At 68.1% G+C, this 17,710-nt stretch carries 14 protein-coding genes and 1 pseudogene; 5 read left to right on the plus strand and 10 right to left on the minus strand.

Features of this window, described 5'->3' with window-relative positions; all coding sequences use genetic code 11:
- Positions 1-267: 267 nt before the first annotated feature.
- Entirely contained in the window at positions 268-2,853 is a 2,586-nt protein-coding gene (gene acnB / locus U4012_RS08110) for a bifunctional aconitate hydratase 2/2-methylisocitrate dehydratase (protein WP_044848134.1), read from the plus strand.
- Positions 2,854-2,985: 132 nt separating this feature from the next.
- Here the strand turns inward: acnB and U4012_RS08115 are convergent, their stop codons facing one another.
- Positions 2,986-3,909: a LysR family transcriptional regulator gene (locus tag U4012_RS08115; protein WP_321797559.1), complete on the minus strand. Its 924-nt coding sequence runs from the start codon at positions 3,907-3,909 to the stop codon at positions 2,986-2,988.
- Between the two features lie 67 nt (positions 3,910-3,976).
- On the opposite strand from U4012_RS08115, the gene U4012_RS08120 reads away from it, so the two are divergent.
- The gene (locus tag U4012_RS08120) at positions 3,977-4,594 is read left to right on the plus strand and encodes a LysE family translocator (RefSeq protein WP_044848132.1); all 618 of its coding nucleotides are present in this window, start codon (positions 3,977-3,979) and stop codon (positions 4,592-4,594) included.
- 88 nt (positions 4,595-4,682) lie between these two features.
- On the opposite strand, the gene U4012_RS08125 is transcribed toward U4012_RS08120, so the two are convergent.
- A complete protein-coding gene (locus U4012_RS08125; protein ID WP_321797562.1) occupies positions 4,683-6,107 on the minus strand; it encodes a PLP-dependent aminotransferase family protein in 1,425 nt (474 codons plus the stop codon).
- Between the two features lie 388 nt (positions 6,108-6,495).
- Here U4012_RS08125 and U4012_RS08130 point away from each other — a divergent pair.
- A pseudogene (locus tag U4012_RS08130) lies at positions 6,496-6,732 on the plus strand (branched-chain amino acid ABC transporter substrate-binding protein); the annotation flags it as partial.
- Between the two features lie 30 nt (positions 6,733-6,762).
- Here U4012_RS08130 and U4012_RS08135 read toward each other — a convergent pair.
- From U4012_RS08135 to U4012_RS08150, 4 genes are all read right to left on the minus strand, one after another.
- Complete coding sequence (locus U4012_RS08135) at positions 6,763-7,680, minus strand: hypothetical protein (RefSeq protein ID WP_321797564.1); 918 nt, start codon at positions 7,678-7,680, stop codon at positions 6,763-6,765.
- A 153-nt stretch (positions 7,681-7,833) separates the two neighbouring features.
- Positions 7,834-9,570: a site-specific integrase gene (locus U4012_RS08140; RefSeq protein ID WP_321797566.1), complete on the minus strand. Its 1,737-nt coding sequence runs from the start codon at positions 9,568-9,570 to the stop codon at positions 7,834-7,836.
- 149 nt (positions 9,571-9,719) lie between these two features.
- Positions 9,720-9,911: a DUF2964 family protein gene (locus tag U4012_RS08145; protein WP_124485744.1), complete on the minus strand. Its 192-nt coding sequence runs from the start codon at positions 9,909-9,911 to the stop codon at positions 9,720-9,722.
- A gap of 12 nt (positions 9,912-9,923) precedes the next feature.
- Complete coding sequence (locus U4012_RS08150; protein ID WP_321797569.1) at positions 9,924-10,403, minus strand: universal stress protein; 480 nt, start codon at positions 10,401-10,403, stop codon at positions 9,924-9,926.
- Positions 10,404-10,668: 265 nt separating this feature from the next.
- On the opposite strand from U4012_RS08150, the gene U4012_RS08155 reads away from it, so the two are divergent.
- Both U4012_RS08155 and U4012_RS08160 read left to right on the plus strand, forming a co-directional pair.
- Complete coding sequence (locus tag U4012_RS08155) at positions 10,669-11,430, plus strand: 2-keto-4-pentenoate hydratase (RefSeq protein WP_321797571.1); 762 nt, start codon at positions 10,669-10,671, stop codon at positions 11,428-11,430.
- Positions 11,431-11,573: 143 nt separating this feature from the next.
- Positions 11,574-12,980, plus strand: a complete 1,407-nt coding sequence (locus U4012_RS08160) for a 3-deoxy-D-arabino-heptulosonate 7-phosphate synthase (protein ID WP_321797574.1) — start codon at positions 11,574-11,576, stop codon at positions 12,978-12,980.
- Positions 12,981-13,042: 62 nt separating this feature from the next.
- On the opposite strand, the gene U4012_RS08165 is transcribed toward U4012_RS08160, so the two are convergent.
- The 4 genes from U4012_RS08165 to U4012_RS08180 all read right to left on the minus strand — a co-directional run bounded on the left by U4012_RS08165 (position 13,043) and on the right by U4012_RS08180 (position 17,620).
- The gene (locus tag U4012_RS08165; protein ID WP_321797576.1) at positions 13,043-14,098 is read right to left on the minus strand and encodes an AraC family transcriptional regulator; all 1,056 of its coding nucleotides are present in this window, start codon (positions 14,096-14,098) and stop codon (positions 13,043-13,045) included.
- Positions 14,099-14,237: 139 nt separating this feature from the next.
- The gene (locus tag U4012_RS08170; protein WP_044848119.1) at positions 14,238-14,564 is read right to left on the minus strand and encodes a hypothetical protein; all 327 of its coding nucleotides are present in this window, start codon (positions 14,562-14,564) and stop codon (positions 14,238-14,240) included.
- Between the two features lie 31 nt (positions 14,565-14,595).
- Positions 14,596-16,113, minus strand: a complete 1,518-nt coding sequence (locus U4012_RS08175) for a hypothetical protein (protein ID WP_321797579.1) — start codon at positions 16,111-16,113, stop codon at positions 14,596-14,598.
- A 670-nt stretch (positions 16,114-16,783) separates the two neighbouring features.
- On the minus strand, positions 16,784-17,620 hold the full coding sequence (locus U4012_RS08180) for an alpha/beta fold hydrolase (protein ID WP_044848485.1): 837 nt from the start codon (positions 17,618-17,620) through the stop codon (positions 16,784-16,786).
- Between the last annotated feature and the right edge of the window lie 90 nt (positions 17,621-17,710).

Raw genomic sequence — 17,710 nt, forward strand, 5'->3', positions numbered from 1 at the left:
CGCCCCTGCGTCGAACCGTCCCGCTCCGGCCCACGCAGTTCGCGATTTTCCGCCCGCTTCGCATCCAGCTTCGATGCGCCCCGCCGGATACCCAGCAAGACGGCTCAGCCGCCACGCGCCGCAACTCTTATATAAGACATAAGACATTTGACGCCTGACCATATTGCGACTAGAATCCCGTCCAAGCAGTGAAGCAGTGTCCGGAACAGCAGCCTCGGCGTGCCTGGAAAGCCCTTCCCCTGAAACGCAATCTCAGCAGGTCCCCCCATGCTTGAAAACTTTCGTGCTCACGTGGCCGCCCGCGCCGCGCTCGGTATTCCCCCCCTGCCGCTGACGGCCCAGCAAACCGCCGAACTGGTGGAACTGCTGGCGCACCCGCCCGCAGGCGAAGAGCAGACGCTGCTCGACCTGATCACCCACCGCGTGCCCGCCGGCGTCGACGAAGCCGCGCGCGTGAAGGCCGGCTTCCTGGCCGCCGTCGCGAAGGGCGAGACGGCCTGCCCGCTGATCTCGCGCGAGCGCGCGACCGAGCTGCTCGGCACGATGCTCGGCGGCTACAACATCCAGCCGCTGATCGAGCTGCTGTCCGACGAAGCGGTCGCGGCCGTCGCTGCCGACGCGCTGAAGAAAACCCTGCTGATGTTCGACCAGTTCCATGACGTGAAGGAACTCGCCGACCAGGGCAACGCGCACGCGAAGGCCGTGCTGCAGAGCTGGGCCGACGCCGAATGGTTCACGAGCCGTCCGGAAGTGCCGGAAAGCCTGACCATCACGGTGTTCAAGGTCACGGGCGAAACCAACACCGACGACCTGTCGCCGGCCCCGGACGCCACCACCCGCCCGGACATCCCGATGCACGCGCTGGCGATGCTGAAGAACGCGCGCCCCGGCATCACGCCGGAAGAAGACGGCAAGCGCGGCCCGGTCAAGTTCATCGAATCGCTGAAGGAAAAGGGTCACCTGGTCGCCTACGTCGGCGACGTGGTCGGCACCGGCTCCTCGCGCAAGTCCGCCACCAACTCGGTGCTGTGGTTCACCGGCGAAGACATCCCGTTCGTGCCGAACAAGCGCTTCGGCGGCGTGTGCCTCGGCGGCAAGATCGCCCCGATCTTCTACAACACGATGGAAGACGCCGGCGCGCTGCCGATCGAACTCGACGTGTCGCAGATGAACATGGGCGACGTGGTCGAACTGCGCCCGTACGAAGGCAAGGCGCTGAAGGACGGCAACGTGATCGCCGAATTCCAGGTCAAGTCCGACGTGCTGTTCGACGAAGTGCGCGCCGGCGGCCGCATTCCGCTGATCATCGGCCGCGGCCTGACCGCGAAGGCGCGTGAAGCGCTCGGCCTCGCACCGTCGACGCTGTTCCGCCTGCCGCACCAGCCGGCCGACAGCGGCAAGGGTTTCTCGCTCGCGCAGAAGATGGTCGGCCGCGCATGCGGTTTGCCGGAAGGCCAGGGCGTGCGCCCGGGCACGTACTGCGAACCGAAGATGACCTCGGTCGGCTCGCAGGACACCACGGGCCCGATGACCCGCGACGAACTGAAGGATCTGGCGTGCCTCGGCTTCTCGGCCGACCTCGTGATGCAGTCGTTCTGCCACACCGCCGCTTATCCGAAGCCGGTCGACGTGAAGACGCACCAGACGCTGCCGAACTTCATCAGCACCCGTGGCGGCATCGCGCTGCGTCCGGGCGACGGCGTGATCCACTCGTGGCTGAACCGCATGCTGCTGCCCGACACCGTCGGCACCGGCGGCGACTCGCACACGCGCTTCCCGATCGGCATCAGCTTCCCGGCAGGCTCGGGCCTGGTCGCGTTCGCGGCCGCCACCGGCACGATGCCGCTCGACATGCCGGAATCGGTGCTGGTCCGCTTCAAGGGCAAGATGCAGCCGGGCGTCACGCTGCGTGACCTCGTCAACGCGATTCCGCTGTACGCGATCAAGCAAGGCATGCTGACGGTCGCGAAGCAAGGCAAGAAGAACATCTTCTCGGGCCGCATCCTCGAAATCGAAGGCCTCCCCGACCTGAAGGTCGAGCAGGCGTTCGAACTGTCGGATGCGTCGGCCGAGCGTTCGGCAGCCGGTTGCACGGTGCACCTGAACAAGGAACCGATCATCGAATACCTGAACAGCAACATCACGCTGCTGAAGTGGATGATTGCGCAGGGCTACCAGGATCCGCGCAGCCTGCAGCGCCGTATCGCGGCGATGGAGCAGTGGCTGGCCGACCCGCAACTGCTCGCGCCGGATGCCGACGCCGAATACGCGGCCGTCATCGAGATCGACCTCGCCGACATCCACGAGCCGATCGTCGCCTGCCCGAACGACCCGGACGACGTGAAGACGCTGTCCGACGTGGCCGGCGCCAAGATCGACGAAGTGTTCATCGGCTCGTGCATGACCAACATCGGTCACTTCCGTGCCGCGTCGAAGCTGCTGGAAGGCAAGCGCGACATTCCGGTCAAGCTGTGGGTCGCGCCGCCGACCAAGATGGACCAGAAGCAGCTGACGGAAGAAGGTCACTACGGCGTGTTCGGCACGGCCGGCGCACGCACCGAAATGCCGGGCTGCTCGCTGTGTATGGGCAACCAGGCGCAGGTGCGCGAAGGCGCGACGGTGATGTCGACGTCGACCCGCAACTTCCCGAACCGTCTCGGCAAGAACACGAACGTGTATCTCGGCTCGGCGGAACTGGCGGCAATCTGCTCGCGTCTGGGCAAGATCCCGACCAAGGAAGAGTACATGGCCGACATGGGCGTGCTCACGGCAAACGGCGACAAGATCTACCAGTACATGAACTTCGACCAGATCGAAGACTTCAAGGAAGTCGCCGACACCGTGCAGATCTAAGCATGCTGTCGCGCTACGGCGGGTGATGCCCGTCGTGGCGATACGCAATGGCGCCGCGGGCTGAATGGCCGCGGCGCCATTTTTTTTTAATTTTTGGATGTCGCCGGCGCTAAAAGCGGTCCGGCTCACACGTCAGGCCATCGCCTTCAGCCAGCCGAGCAGATCCGCTTGTGCGCTTCCGTCCTTCACGGGCTCCGGCGTCAGCAGGCAATAGTGCGAGCCGTCTTCGACGAAACCCATCGGCGCGACCAGCACGCCGCTTTCGAGGTCGTCGCGAACGAGATGCCACGGCCCGATCGCGACACCCAGCCCCGCGACGGCCGCCTGAAGGCTGAAATAGAAATGGTCGAACGCCTGCCCGCGTCCGCTTCCCGCAGCCTGATGCGCGGCCGCCGCCCATTCCTTCCATGCGTCCGGCCGCGTCCGGGTATGCAGTCGCGGCGCGCCCCGCTTCAACGCGCGGTCATGCCGACTGCCTGAAAACCACGCATCGACCTTGTCGGGCCGGCACACCGGACCGACCTTCTCCGCGAACAGTCGCTCCGCGTGATAGCCGGCGGGCCACGCAAAGTCATTGCGGCGAATCGCCATGTCGATGCCGTTGTCGAACGAGAACGGGCCGCCCGCCGCGGCGAGATGGATATCGACGCCCGCGTAAGCCGCCTGGAAATCCGGCCAGCGCGGAATCAGCCAGCGCATCAGCAGCGTCGGTTCGCACGACAGCACCCAACGCTGCGCGCGGGCCGCCTCGGTCCGCAATTCATGCGCGGCCTGTTTCATCAGATGCAGGCCGTCATGGACGGCCTGCGCCAGCTTGCGGCCCGCGTCGGTCAGGAAGACCCGACGACTGCGCCGCTCGAACAACGCCACACCGAGATCGTCTTCGAGCAGACGCACCGCGCGACTGACGGCGCCGTGCGTCAGATGCAGTTCATCGGCGGCGCGGCTGAAATGCTCATGGCGCGCCGCCGCTTCGAAGCAGCGCAGGGCAATCAGCGACGGCAGATTGGCTCTAATTTCATGTGAGTCAAACTCACCATCCTGGTCAGAAATCATCGCTTTTCCTCGCGAATCGTGATCCCTAATATTCGCTCATCACGATGAATTTCAAAAGGGCGATGCAATGACGGAATGGATAGTCGTAGTCACCATCACGCTGCTGGCCGTCGTCAGCCCCGGGCCGGATTTCGCGATGGTCACGCGCAACAGCCTGATGCTGTCGCGCCGCTCGGGCCTGCTCACCGCGTGGGGAATCGGGCTGGGCGTGACGGTTCACGTGAGCTACACGCTGCTCGGCGTAGGCCTCCTGATCCGCCAGTCGCTGTGGCTCTTCAATGCCGTGAAGCTCGTCGGCGCGCTCTACCTGATCTACCTCGGCGCGAAGATGCTCGCGGCCAAACCCGTGGACGGCCGCCCCGCGACGCAGGCCGCGCCCCTGTCGGATCTGGCGGCGCTGCGCACCGGCTTTCTGACGAACGCGCTGAATCCGAAAACCACCGTGTTCATCGTCAGCCTGTTCATGCAGGCGGTCCGCCCCGACACGCCATTGCCGGTGCAGATCGGCTACGGCCTGTTCATCGCGCTGGCGCACGCGGGGTGGTTCAGTCTCGTGGCGCTCTGTTTCTCCGCCGACGCCGTCCGCGATCGCTTGCTGTCCTTGCGTCACTGGATCGATCGCACGTTTGGCGTGTTGCTCGTCGGCTTCGGCGTGATGCTGGCCATCGCGCGCGGCAGCCGCTGATCGCCGCACGCCGACACCCGGGCGCGCAGTTCAACCCGCATATCGCCATCGAGCAGGCCGGCGCACGCGACGCGCACCGGCCTTCGCCTCACCGCATGCACGACGCCGCGAGCTTGCCGACCGCGATCACCGCCTGCTCGATCTCGGGCGACCACGGGCTGCTGTAGTTCAGCCGGATGAAATTGCGGTAGTTGTCGGTGATCGAGAACATGTAACCCGGACCGATCGTGATTCCCTGCTCCAGCGCGAGCTGGTACAGGCGCATCGCATCGACCTGCGCCGGCAACTCGACCCACAGCACGTAGCCGCCCGCCGGGCTCGAGATGCGCGTGCCCTCCGGAAAGAACCGCGACACCATCGCGCGCATCAGGTTCGCCTGCTGCGCATACGCCTTGCGCAGGCGCCGCAGGTGATGCTCGTAGCCGTCGCGTTCGAGAAACTCGGCGATCGCCAGCTGCGGCAGCGACGGCGTCGCCAGCGTGTTCAGGAACTTCAGCTTCTCGACCTGATCGCGATACCGGCCCGGCAACGCCCAGCCGATCCGGTAGGCCGCCGTCAGGCTCTTCGAGAACGACGCGCAGTGCAGCACGATCCCGCTGCGGTCGTAGGCCTTCAGCGTGCTCGGATGCGACTCGCCGAAATACAGTTCGTTATACACACCGTTCTCGATGATCGGCATGTCGATTTTAGTTGCGAACTCCACCAGTTCGCGCTTGCGCTCGTCGGGCATCTGGAAGCCGAGCGGGTTCTGGAAGTTCGGCATCACCATGCATGCGGCGATCGGCTGCGACTTCGCGATCGCCGCCAGCGCCGCGATGTCGATTCCGTATTCCGGGTGTGTAGCGACCTCGATCGCCTTCATCCCCATCCGTTCGATCGCGTGCAGCATCGCGTAGAACGTCGGCGACTCCACCGCGATCGTGTCGCCCGGTTTCGCGACTGCCTGCAGACACAGGTTGATCGCCTCCGTCGCGCCGACCGTCACGATGATCTCGTTCGGATCGACCGACATCCCGTTTTCCAGGTAGCGTCGTGCGATCTGCCGGATCAGGCGCGGATGGCCGGGCGGCAGCCCGTCGGTCACGCCCCACAGCGACTTGTCGCGGCCGGCCGCATACGCGTAGCGGTTCAGCTTCTCGAACGGGAACAGGCTCGGGTCGGGGTACGGCGAGCCGAGCGGCACCGCGTCGTCGGTGCCGATCGAGCGCAGCGTCGACAGCACGAGCCGGCTCATGTCGACCGACGACGAGATCGCGATCGGCTTCGACGGGCGCAGTTCGCGCACCGGCGCATGGTTGTCGTCGCGCCGCAGGTTGACGAAGTAGCCCGACTGCGGACGGCTTTCCAGCAGCCCGCGGCTTTCGAGCAGCAGGTACGCGTGCAGCACGGTCGTGATGCTGATCCGGTGCTGCTGGCTCGCCTGCCGCACCGACGGAATCCGGTCGCCGTGCCGGTACACGCCCTGGCGGATCAGGCGTTCGATGTCGTCCGCGAGCTTTTCGTAGAGCTTCATCGCATGCTCCCCGCCGGCGCGCGCATGCGCGCCGCCCCTCCGTGTGCGTCCGATGCGCGCGTGTTCTGCCCGCCGACCGGGCTGTCGTGACGCCTGATTGCTCCCTCCGGTTTTGCCTTTTCCATCGCCGTGGCTCGCTTTTGAAGATGCGCCGGGCGGCCCGTGACGTCTGGGCTTGCGGCACTGTGCACTTGATGATCGGATCTTAAAAGCAGAACAGTTGGCGCGGAGTACACACATCGGATACGCACACAAGAGTACAGTTCGGCGCGAATTTGCGATTTCGGGCGAACTGTACGTCTTATGAATTGGCGCAGAGGCTGGGGAGGCGGCGGCTGGGGATTCGAGGGGGTACCGGGTGATCGCGCAGTTCGCGGTTGCGTCCGCGGTGTATGCGCCGTTTGCGTACGACGCGACGCTCGCGATGATCGCAGCGATCCGCAAGGCCGATTCTGTCGACCGCAGCAAGATCGTCGCGAGCCTGCCGGGCGTGTCGGTCACGGGCGTGACCGGGAAGATCTCGTTCGACGAGCGCGGCGACCTGATCAAGCCGCCCTACACGCTGTTCCGCGTCGAACAGGGGCAGTGGCACAGCATTCGCACGGTCGGCGGCGCGTCGAACTGATCGACGCCGAGCAGCGCGCGGCAGGCGGCGTCATCGCGCCGTCTGCTGCCGCTGCACCTCCTGCGCCTTCATCTGCAGATACGCGCCGCGCTCGACTTCGTGCAGTTGCTGCGGATACTGCTCGGTCGCGTCGAACCAGCGCGCGAGGCGCTGGTCGAGCGGCTTGTCGAGCGTCGCGAGATACGTGTCGATCGCGAGGTAGTAGCGCATCGTGTTGCGCTCCAGCAATCCGCGCACGCCGCCGATGTATTGCGGCTGCGCAGCCGATGCGCCGCTCGCGGCCGTGAACCCGACCTTGTCGCTGCCGACCGTCGCGAGGTAGGTCTTCATCGCCATGCGGCCGACCGTGCCGAAGCCGTACGAATACGTGAGGTGCAGGAACGTGCGCGACGCGCCGACCGGCACGGCCTCGAGCGCGATCCGGTAATCCTTCGTGCCCATCGGGCCGCTGTCGGCGGTCAGGTCGACCTGGAAGTAGTCGGGCGTCGCGGCCGCCACGCGGTAGCGGAACTGCACGCGGTAGGTGTCCGACAGCTTCTGCTCGATCTTGCGGCCGAGGTTCACGTCGAGCACCGGACCGTTGCCGCCTGTCGACGCGTGACAGTACTTCGTGTTCAGGTGCAGGATCAGCACCGCGCACCAGTTCGCGGGGCCTTGTGCGGGATCGTTGAGCCTGCCGTTCACGACGGCGAACGGATAGTCGACGACCGCGTAGATATCGCCCTTCAGCGATGAAGATGCCTCGGACGATTCGAGGTACAGCGGGCGGTGGAACGGGTTGTTCTTCAGTTGCTCGCCGAGGCTGTGGTAACGGTCGAGCAGTGCCGCCGCGCCGTCGGCGCCATCCGCGCCGAACGACAGCGCGCTCCAGCCGACGCATAGCGCCGCGACGAGCGCGTGCCAGGCGCGGCGGGCGCGCGGGGCTTGCGGGGGGGTGGATGTCTCCATTCTTGTGCTCCTGCCGGGGGCGCGCAGGGATTGCGTGCCTGTTGCGTTACCGAATAAACCGTCTGACCGCCATCGCTGCCCTGTCGTTCCGTTCGTTTCGCATGCAAGCGTCCGTGCACCGGCTCGCTTGCTCCCCGCTTGTTCCCCGCTTGCTCATTTGTCAGCCGAAAACGCACTCGACATCTGCCGCGCCCGCTTCACGTCGTCCCCATGCAGATAAATCGACGTCGTCGAGATCGACGCATGCCGCAGGTTGTCGCGCACCGTCGTCAGCTCCGCACCGCGCGCGAGCGCATGCGTCGCGTGCGTATGGCGCATCCAGTGCGGGCTGGCCTGCCGCAGCTTCTGCGCGAGCGCAGGATTGTCGTCATCGACGAGCGCGGCCGTCTGCGCGAAGAACCGCTGCATCACCTTCCACAGCCGCACGCTCGTGATGCCGGCCGCACCGTCTTCCGCGAGGCTCGCAATCAGCGGCGTATCCGGGCGCCAGCGCACCGGCGTCACCGGCAGCCGCCGCGCGACCAGATGCCGGTCGAGCGCCGTGCGCGCGAGCGGCGGCAGCGCGACACGCGCGGCCTTGCTGCCTTTGCCGATCACCTTCAGCCATGCATCGCCGTGCGCGTCCGTTTCGATGTCGCCGAGCGTCGCGCCGACCAGCTCGCTCGCACGCAGCCCGGTCGCATAGCCGAAATCGAGGATGAAGCGCAGCCGTTGCGCGGCGGCCGGCGTCCAGCCGGACCGCGACGCGCCGGACGGTTTGTCCTTGCGAAACTCGAGCCCGTCCGCGATCGTGCGCACGAGCAGCCACTCGCCTTCGGTGAACGCATGCGACGTGTCGAGCGCATTCGCGCCGCGCGTGTCGCGCACCTTGACGCCCGCGAACGGATTCGCGAGCAGGTAGCGCTGCTCGATCAGCCAGCGGAACAGCGCGCCGAGCACCGACAGCGTGTACGCGGCCGAGCGCGCGGACAGCCCGCCCGAAAACGGCCGCCAGTCCGGCGCGCCGCGCGGCCGCACCGGCCCGACCCAGCGCTCGTGCGGCGCCGGGTTGCGCAGGAACGCGCGATACGCGACCGCATCCTCGGTGGTCAGCGACGACAGCGCGCGCCCGCGCTCGACGATCGCCCACAGGATCAGCCGCTCGGCTTCCTTCCGGTACGCGCGGCGCGTCGCGGCCGATTCGTGCAGCGACAGCCACGCGTGCACGGCCGCGTAATCGTTGTCCGCGTCGAGCGTGCTGGTTGCGCGCGGCGCGCGGAACGTGCCGTTCGATCCGTCGACTTCGTGCGGCAGCTTCAGCTGCTCCCACGGCACGATGCCGCTGCGCGGCGTGGCCGCGATCAGCGCGCGCGCCCGCTCGGTCAGGTCGGGATGCGCGGAAAAGAACGCCTCGATATGCCGCGCGCTCGCCATGCCGAGCCCCGCGATCGCGCGCCACCACTGACGCCGCCGCGGAATCCGCACGGTCAGGTCGGCCAGCGTCGCGATCCCGTGCGCACGCAGCGCGACGACGGCGCGCGCCGGCAGCCACAAGCCGACGTCGTCGCTGATCTGCGGCACCGGCGCGCGCGCATGGCGCAGCACGCCGATCGCATCGGTCGCGGCCTTCGCCATCCGGATGCGCGCACTGTCGGCATGACCGAGCTGCTCCGCGAGGTCGGGTCGCCCGGCCTGCCGCGCGACGCGCACGAGGCCGCGACGAATCCCGCCGATCACGCCGCGCGCCGACCGCCCGTCGCCGAGACGATCGGGCAGATAGCGCTCGACGGCCTGGCGCACGGTCATGCCCGCATACCACGCACGCAGCGCGGCCAGTTCGTCGGCGTCGGGAAAGCCCGCTGGCGCAGGCGCGAATTCGGAGGAAGGCGGTGAGGCGAGGCGCGGTGTCATGGGCGCCAGTTTGACAGAACCGCCGACGCTCGAAAACGCCTCGAGCGCTGCGAGACACGCGCGCGATGCCGGGGTTTGCGGCTTCGCGCGGGAACGGTCAGCCTGTCACAGGCATGCGCCGCATGGGCAGCACCGACGCGGGCCGCGCGTCACCCCTCGCCCTTCGGCCCCGGGTTGAGCATCACGACAAAGCAGGCCACGCCGACGATCAACGCGATCGCACCGCCGCGCAGCGCGATCGTCGTGTCGAACAGCAGCCCGGTCACGACGGCCATCATCCCCGCGAGCGACACGAACACGGCGATCGCCGCGACGACGATCCGGTACTGGCGACGTATCATCGCGCGCTCGCGTCAGGCTGCCGCGGCGGACGCCGGCTCGCCGGAATCGTCGCCGCGAATCAGCAGCACCGGGCACTTCGCGCCGCGCACGAAGCGCTCGGCGACGCTCCCGAGCAGCACGCGCCGGATGCCGCGCCGCCCGTGCGTGCCGACCACCGCGAGATCGATCCCACGCTCCGTCACGTAACGCTGCAGGCGTTCCGCGACGTCCTCGCCGATGCTCTCGGTTTCGACGAGCTCGGCCTCGCCCTTCGCGCCGGCCAGTGCGATGATCTGTTCGGCTTCATGCAGCACCTTGCGCCCGTCGTCGCGGATTTCCTCGATGAGCGCGTGCGGGTCGAAACGGCCCGCGTACGTGAACAACACCGACTTGTCGACCACATAGACGGCGCTGACGTGCGTGTCGCCCGCCAGTGCCACCTTCACTGCCTCGGCAAGCGCCTGTTTCGACGAAGCGCTGCCGTCGACGGCCACCATGATCTTCTTGTACATGCGAACCTCGCTGGGGTGAGTTGCCGGGCGCGGTCGCGCGCGGCCATGTGCCCATCATCGGCGGACGGCCGGTTCGAAGGTTGACGGCGATCAAGATTCCCCGACAGCGGGTCGTGCGGCAAAGCGCCACGCGGAGCAGCCGGGGCGCCGTCCCGGTGGCCGAACCGTGCTGCCGAGCGGCCATGCCGCCGAAGGCGCTATCATCGACGTTACGACCTTCGTCCGGCCCTTTTTTGCCGGCTCACTTTCAACTCGCTCAACCGACATGACAACGACTACCGAACGCGTGGACGGCGCCGCCCAGCATCTCGTCGCCGCCCGCCATGCCGGCGTGCCCGGCCCGCTGCTGCCCGACGCCTTGCGCCCCGAGAACGTCGATACCGCACTCGCGATCCAGCATCGCGTCGCCGACCTGCTCGGCGAATCCATCGGCGGATGGAAATGCGCGCTGCCGCCGCCCGACCGCGTGATCGTCGCGCCGATCTTCGCGTCGACGATCCGCGCGGCCGATGCGCCGTACCGCGTCGTCGGCGGCCCGATCGTGCGGATCGAGCCGGAAATCGCGTTCGTGCTCGATCGCGACCTGCCCGCCCGCGCGCAGCCGTACGACGAGCACGACGTGCGCGGCGCGATCCGCGAAGTGCGCATCGTGCTCGAGGTGCTGGGTTGCCGCTATGCGGAGCCCGCGCGCGCATCGAAGTTCGAACTGCTCGCCGACGGGCAGTTCAACCAGGGATTGTGCGTGGGTCCCGTCGTGCCCGACGGATTGAACGTACCGCTCGAGACGCTCGCGCTGTCGTTCGAGGGTGCGCTGAATCGCACGATCGACGGCCGTCATCCGGACAGCGATCCGCTCAAGCCGCTGGTATGGCTGGTCAATTTCCTCGCATCGCGCGGCGACGGCGCGCGGGCCGGCCAGATCGTGACGACCGGTTCGTATGCGGGCGCGATCGACGTGCCGCTCGGCGATGCGCTGACGGTGCGCTTCGGTGAACTCGGCAGCCTGTCGGTGACGCTGACGGCTTGACGGGCTGACGGCCTGACGTTCAGCGGCGGGGGCGGCTCGCGTGCGGCTCACGCGACGCCGCGCCCGCCCCGCCTGCCGACGCTGCGTGATACCGTTGCACAACGCCCGTCACGCTTGAACCGCGTGCCCTCCCGACATTCGCCATGCCGCCGACACCGTTGCCCGCCCTGCTGGACGAAGTCCTGCGCACCGTCGATCGCCGCTACCGGTTGCCGCCGCTCGTGCGCGCGCCGTCGCTGGCCGACGCCGCGAACCCGGCCGTCGTCATCGCCGTCGCGATCGAGGAAGCGCGCCGGATGCAGGCCGACGGCCGCACGCCCGACCCAGCATTGCAACGCCGCTTCATCGATGCGCTCGCGCGGATGATCGGCGACGCGATGGACCCGCAATCCGGCGACCCCGCCTTCCAGGCCGCGGTGCTTCGGCATCGCGCGGCGGCCGTGCGCGAATACGCGTCGCTCGCCGCGCATGCCGAGCAGGACCGGCGCGCGCTGCGCTCGGCCGTCAACACGATCGCGCATCCGGCCCGGCTCGAGCGGCATGCGCAGGCATGGCAACGCGCGCCGCTCGCGCGGCTGCATGCGGCCGCGGCCGGCGCGTCGTGGGACGATCTCGACGCCGCGCTGCGGCAGCTGCTCGCGCGGCCGGAGATGGCGACCGACACCGCGTTCGAACAGGACGTCGCCAGACTGAAGGACAGCGCCGCGCTCGGGCGGCTGCGGCGTCTCGATGCGCTGGCGCCGGATCCGGACGTCCGGCTGTACCGCACGCTGTGGAGCCGCCAGGGTCCGCTCGAAGGCAGCGCGCTCGCCGTCGCGCAAGGTGTCACGTCGCAACAGCGGGGCGCGGCCGTCGAGGCGCTGGCCGCGCAGGCGCTCGACGCCCTGGCCGCGCAGCTCGATGCGAGCGATGCGCAGCGCACGTATCGCGTGGTCACGTCGATGCGCGTGCCGGCTTCGATACCGGCCAAGCACGACCGCGCGAAGACCGAGTGGGATGCGGTGCTGCTCGCTCGCGCGCGCGGCGACGATCCGTCGGCCGCGTGGCACGTCGTGTTTCTCGTCGAAGCGAAAGCGTCCGCGGATGCCGCGACGACCGATCTGCCGCGCCTGCTGCGCGGCCTGAGCCTGCTCGCGCAAGCCGATCCGGACACCGTCTATGCGTTCGACACGCGCGAAGGCACGGTACGCCTGCACGGCGCGTCGCTGCGCGCGCTGACGATCGACGACGCGGCATTGCAGCGCGAAGTGCTGTACTGCTGCGATGCGTCGGCAGACCCGGCGCCGCGCTTGCTGGGTGCCGCAAGCCGGATGCAGTTGCTGTCGGCGCCGGCGAGCCTCGAATACGCGAGCGCGCTCGCGCAGTGCGCGGATGCCGATCCGCATGGCCTCGGCGCCGTCTGGCAAGCGCTGCTGGAACTGCCGTCATGGCGCACGGTGCTGCACCAGTACGAATCGCTGCGGCAGGTTCGGGCGCTGATGGTGAGCGTCGACGATCTGATGGCCGCGATCGAAGGCGACATGGGCGACAGCGCTGCGAACGAGGCGTGACGTGCGAGTATGAATGACAGGAATGGCACGAATTGCGCGTTGAATCGTCACGCGACATCCGCTCAGTTGTTCAGCACCCCGAACGGTAGCGTCCACCCCTTCAGTCGCCCGCCGTCTCCCCAGCGGCTTTCATCGTCCGCGCCGAACGGCAGCAGAACAGGCGCCGCCGCGCATGCCGGCGTTTCCTTCGGCGTATGGCCGAACTCGGCCTTGAACAGCCGATGGAAGTACTTCTCGTCCGGAAAGCCGTGCGCCCATGCAATCTCCGCGATGCGCTGGTGCCGGCGCTGCGGATCGCCGAGCACGTGGTACGCGTGACGCAGCCGCCTGCGCGTGAGCTGCCGCATCACGCCGCCCTCTTCCTTGAACAGCTGATAAAGCCGCGCCCGCGACACGCCGATGTCCCGGCAGATCCGCTCGGGTGCGAGGTCGGGCTCCAGCAGGTGCGCGTCGATATAGCGCCGCACGCGCTCGATCAGCGCGGTGTCGATCGGTCCGCGCGCCTCGTCGAACGCCTGTGCGCTCGGGGCGACGGCCGCGCTCATGAGCAGCAGCAACGATTGCACGACGCTCGGCAACTCGTGCGTGCGCAGGTTCGGCAGGTTGCGGTGCAGCGACAGCATCTGGTCGCCGAGCAGCCGCCCGACACCGCTCGCCAGCGTCTGCCCGTGCGCGTTCGCCGCATGGGCCGGCAGCAGATAGCGCGGCACCACGAGGCTGATCACGTCGCCGGCCTCGACCCGGCAATCGTTGACCTGCGCGACGTCATAGACGAACAGGTCGCCCGCACGCTTGACCAGTTCCGGCCCGCCGGTGCGGCACGTGAGATGCCCGCCCAGCAGCAGCGTGAAGCGGATCGAATCCTGGCCGTCGAGCCGGATCCGCCGCGTCGTGCGGTGCACCGAGTAGGTCGGCGCGCGCGACCGCCAGCACCGGCTCGAGAAGATCAGCGGGCCGAGCGCCGCGCCGGTCGCTTCCGCGTTGAACGCGCCGTAGTCGCCGAGGTCGTCCAGCCGGTAGTCGCAGAGCATGTCCTTGACCCACACGTGGAATCGGTCCCGCACCGGATAGTCGGTGGTACGAAACTTGAAGACGGGGATGGCATCCGCTTGATCCATGGCAGTTTTCATTCGAGCCGACAGGAAAGGAAGGGATCGGTTCGTCGATTATCGGACCAAAATGCGGCGGTGGACAGCGGGTTCGTCGCAGTGCCCGCCGCGCCGTCGATCGACAGGCGCGCGGCGGGCAGCGCGGGCGTCAGCGACGCGGGTGGCATTCCCAGTCGTTGTACGTCGGCCGGTCGATCGGCGTGAGGCCGGGAATCATGAACACGGTGCAGGTGAAGCGCCGCCCCTTGCCGGTGGTCGCGTCGTAACTCACCTGCTGGCCGCCGAGCCCGTTCTTCTTCCCGTACTGCACGTTGGCGATCGTGATTTCGTCCGACGACGCAAGGCCGATCGTCTTCGCGGTCGATGTCTGCACGTCGGTCATGTTCATCTGCGTCGTGCCGCAACCGGCCAGCGCGAGGCCGGCGGCCGCGGCGCCCAGCGCGGTCCGTACGGTGCAAAGCAAGGTCTTCTTCATGGCTTCTCCTTCGGTTTCCCGCGCAACGCGATCACGAGCCCGGGGTATAGAAACTGGACTGCAGCTGGCTGCCGATACTCGCGACGTACGATTGCCAGAGGAGTGCCATCGACCCCGTCGCGTTGACGGCCAGCGCCGGCCACGATGCGCTCTGTGCCGCCACCGTCGACGCGCTCCACGCCCCGTCCCGATAGCTGGCCGCGATGACGGCCGACGCGCCCGGCAAGCCCGTGTCCTGCCATGCGACCGTCACGTGGCCCGCCGCGTCGATCACCAGCGGCGGGTACTGGGCGGCCGCCCCGTTCAGGTGTTCCGTCAGCCGCTGCAGCGGCCCCCAGTTTCCGCCGGCATCGGACACGCTCGCCTGCAGCACCGCGCCGCCCTCCGCCCACATCACGGCCGCGATGCCGTTGTCGTTGACGGTCAGCATCGGCGTCGCGATGAAGCCGGTCGGCTCAGTGATCGCCGGCGCCACCGGCGCGGCCGGCTGCCACCCGGTGCCGGCGACGAAGCGTTGCGCCATCGTGGTCGTCTCGAGATGCCCGCCGGTCACGTCGAGCTGCCCCCACACCAGCGTGATGTTGCCCTTCGCGTCCATGCCGGCCGCGGGCGAGATGATCGTCGTAAACAGGCTCGTGTTCGACACGGCCTGGTTGACGTCGGTCCAGCCGTTGGTCGGGTCGTACGTGGCCGTCCACAGCGCCGAATGCGTATGGTTGGTCTGCCGCCACGCGAGCACCGCGCGGCCGGACGACAGGACCGACATCATCGGCCTCACGTTGTCCGTATCGCCGGTCACCGCACCCGGCCCGGTCTGCACCGGCATCTGGATCAGCGCCGTGGGCGACCACTGTCCCGCCTGCGTATAGCGCGTCCAGGCGATGCGCGTATCGAGCAGGCTGATCGACTGCGTCCAGGCGACGAGCGCGTTGCCCTGGCTGTCGATCCCGGCCGTATAGGACGACCCGCTCATGTCCGCTGCCAGTTCGGACGCCGTGCCCCAGCCGGCGCCCGGGCTGTACGGGCGCGCCCACAATGCGTACGTGTTGGGGCCCGGCATCCATTCGGTCCAGAACGCGACCGCATGGCCGCTCGCATTGCCGACCAGCTGCGGCGGAACGCCGGTCAACCCGTTCATCGAATGCGTACCGTCGCTCGTGTCGAGCCGCGTCGCGCTTTGCCAGCCCGAACCGGGGACATAGCGCGCGCCCCACATTTCGTTGCCGTACGGACTGGCCGGGTCGACGGTCATCCAGGTGGCGAGCGCATTGCCGCTCGCGTCGATCGTCACGCTGGGGTCGCCTTCCGGCCCCTTGCCGTCCACCGCGACGGCCGTCGACCAGCCGGCCTGCGGCTGCGTGGTTCCGCCGCCGGTCGGCCCGCCATTCGAGCCGCCGTTCGAGCCGCCGCCGGGCGATGTCGTGCCTGAAGGTGATCCGGGGGAGGTCGGCGTCGACTGCGACGCACCGCTCTTGGTCGAGACGTCGTCGCCGCCGCATGCGGTCAACGCGAGAACGACGGCCATGGCCGTCCAGGTAACGGGTTTCATCACAATCCTCTTGTTCTGGATTGACGGCATGTGCTTGCCCGTGCAGCAGGTCGAACCTGCCGCGCATATTGATAAGCAGTGCCATTCAATGGATATGGAATGCCGCGCTTTCGTCGAGCCTCGCCCGGTTCGATCGCGCGGACGGCCTTTGCTTCCGGTACGGACGACGGCTTGCGTACTGCCTCTGTCGCCCAGCGCCGGACACCCCGAAGTGCCGGCTGCATCTTAATTCATACGATCCGGAATCAAGGTGGGGTTGCGTCTACAGTGAGTGGAGATGCATTTCGCCGGGTGTCGGCACGCGCATGAGCCGGTGGTGCGCGGATGCGGATTGCCGAGGCGGGCGGTTGGCGGCGTGCGGTGGACAGCGTGAGGTGGACGGTGGGCGGTGGGCGGTGGGCGGCGGGCGGCGGGCGGCGGGCGGCGGGCGGCGGGCGGCGGGCAGCGGGCAGCGGGCAGCGGGCAGCGGGCAGCGGCTGCAATCGTGCGGTGCATCGAGGGGGAACGGTAGCGAGCCGGACGCTACGCTGCGCCGTGGCGACTTCGCGGTGTCGTGCCGGCAGCATCGTTCCGCGTAGCCGGTCAAACCCGCCGGCGAAGCGAAAGGAAGCTGGCCGGCATCACCGGCCAGCGCGGCGCAGCCCGCGAGAACGGGCTTGCGCCGCCAGCGTTACGACTGGACGAAGGCCAGCAGGTCGGCGTTCAGCACATCGGCGTTGACCGTCAGCATCCCGTGCGAATAGCCCGGATACGTCTTCAGCGTGCCGTTCTTCAGCAGCTTGACCGACTTCAGCGCCGAATCGGCAATCGGCACGATCTGGTCGTCTTCGCCGTGCAACACGAGCGTCGGCACGGAGATCGACCGCAGGTCTTCGGTCTGGTCCGTTTCCGAGAACGCCTTGATGCCTTCGTAGTGCGCCTTCGCGCTGCCGATCATGCCCTGGCGCCACCAGTTCTGGATCACGCCCGGGTGCACCGTCGCGCCCGGCCGGTTGAAGCCGTAGAACGGGCCCGACGGCACGTCGAGGAAGAACTGCGCGCGATTGTCGGCAAGCGCCTTGCGGAAGCCGTCGAAGACCTCGAGCGGCAGGCCTTCCGGGTTCGCGTCGGTCTTCAGCATCAGCGGCGGCACCGCGCTGACCAGCACCGCCTTCGCGACGCGGCCTGCCGGCTCGCCGTGGCGGGCCACGTAGCGCGCGACTTCGCCGCCGCCGGTCGAGTGGCCGATATGGACCGCGTTGCGCAGGTCGAGCGCTTCGGCCACCGCGAACGCGTCGGCCGCGTAGTGATCCATGTCGTGGCCGTCGGAAACCTGCGCCGACCGGCCGTGGCCGCGACGATCGTGCGCGACCACGCGATAGCCCTTCTGAACGAAGAACAGCAGTTGGGCATCCCAGTCGTCGGAAGACAGCGGCCAGCCGTGGTGGAACATGATCGGCTGCGCATCCTTCGGGCCCCAGTCCTTGTAGAAGATGTCGACGCTGTCCTTCGTGGTGATGTAAGGCATGGCTTCAGGCTCCTTTGGGGTAGGTGAACGTCACGTGCCGGCCGGCCACCCGGCTGGATGTCGGTGTCGAACTGCGGCGCGGCGGCACAC

The organism is Burkholderia sp. BCC1988, from assembly GCF_905339895.1.
GTDB lineage: Bacteria > Pseudomonadota > Gammaproteobacteria > Burkholderiales > Burkholderiaceae > Burkholderia.